The 1425-nt window shown below is 35.0% G+C and carries 1 protein-coding gene; it reads right to left on the bottom strand.

Translation table 11 applies throughout. The features are described 5' to 3' along the window. Window positions 1-258 precede the first annotated feature (258 nt). Window positions 259-1260 carry a LacI family DNA-binding transcriptional regulator gene (locus ACMZ6U_RS10365; RefSeq protein WP_416108339.1) on the bottom strand — a complete coding sequence of 334 codons (1002 nt, stop codon included), beginning with the start codon at window positions 1258-1260 and terminating at the stop codon, window positions 259-261. Between the last annotated feature and the right edge of the window lie 165 nt (window positions 1261-1425).

The raw sequence follows: 1425 nt of genomic DNA on the forward strand, positions 1-1425 counted from the left end.
AAACCTCTCCAATGATTGAAGAGGTTAGCTATTATGCTGGTGAACGATTAAAACTTTCTAAACGCAGGCAAACTGCTTTAGACAAGATGGTGAAACTGGCTCAATCTTTACCTAAAATTAGTTGCTTTTGAAAGTAGCTTTTATAAGTCACACTGTTTCTGGCATTCAGATACGACGTCTTGACCTAACAGCCAGCCATCTGACTATATTTATTGGGGCTAAGTCAAAGAGACCTGAAACGAGTGATTGTTAAGATATTTACAGAGTTGAACCTTTCCATTCAATATTACAATCAAAGATTTTTTGTTTTTCTTCAGACCTTGCTCCTTCTACTTCACAAATCAATATTTCAGCCGCTTCACGCCCTTCATCATAGGCAGGCTGAACAATCGTTGTTACTGTCGGAGATGAAAAATTTGTCCATTCTAAATTATCGAAACCAACTAAACCAATCTGTGGCATTTCAAATTTTAACTTTTTCATGACACCAAACACCATATGTAGCGCCCAACAATTAGGAACAAAAACCAAAGTGTTATTTGATCGATTGATATGTTTGTCCAGGAACTCTTCAACCAAAGCAGCATCGGAATCGTCTTGATTGATAATTAATTTTTGATAATCATAATTCTTTTCAGATAGTGCATCAATAAAACCTAAAGCGCGCTCAATTCTTGTGCTTAATAAACTAGTATCTGCTGTAATCATCACGAAATCGGTATAGCCTTTTTCGATACTGACTTGCACCATATCATAGACAGCATCATAGTTATTCGTTTTCACCCAATTCGTCCGATGTTCATACAATTGACTATCAAAGAACACCATCGCTTTTTCTTTCTCATTAATAATTCTTGAGTATTTCCTAAAATTAGATGTCGGTTGGATGATAAAGCCGTCAACGCCTAAATTAAGCATATTTTCAATGTAATAATCTTCATTTTTAGAATCGTAATTACTATTACCGATGATAACTTGATAACCCTTTTCTTTGGTAACGGTTTCAATCCCTTTGACAATTTGATTAGAAAAGGTATTTGTTATATCTCCGATTAAGACACCGATTAAATGAGTCCGTTTAGAGTTCATACTCCTTGCAATGACACTCGGTTTATACCCGGTTTTTTGGATAGCTTCTTCAATACGCTGACGAGTTTCTTCTGACATCTTTTCAAATTTGTGATTTAAATAAAATGATACTGTCGTCTTGGATGTCGCTGATAATTGCGCAATGTCAGTTATAGTAACTTTTTGGGGCAAAATTATTCTCCCTCCTCATTTTATTACTATAGTCAAATGAATTAACTTCCAGACAAGGCTCTAAGACACAGAGCAGTACTTGATTTTCGAAGAATGTGAGTAGGACAAGTCGAAAGTGAGCATGTATCAAAGTTAATTTAAAAGACTATACTGTCGTATATTATT

It is taken from the genome of Streptococcus pluranimalium (genome assembly GCF_047785745.1).
Lineage (GTDB): Bacteria > Bacillota > Bacilli > Lactobacillales > Streptococcaceae > Streptococcus > Streptococcus pluranimalium_B.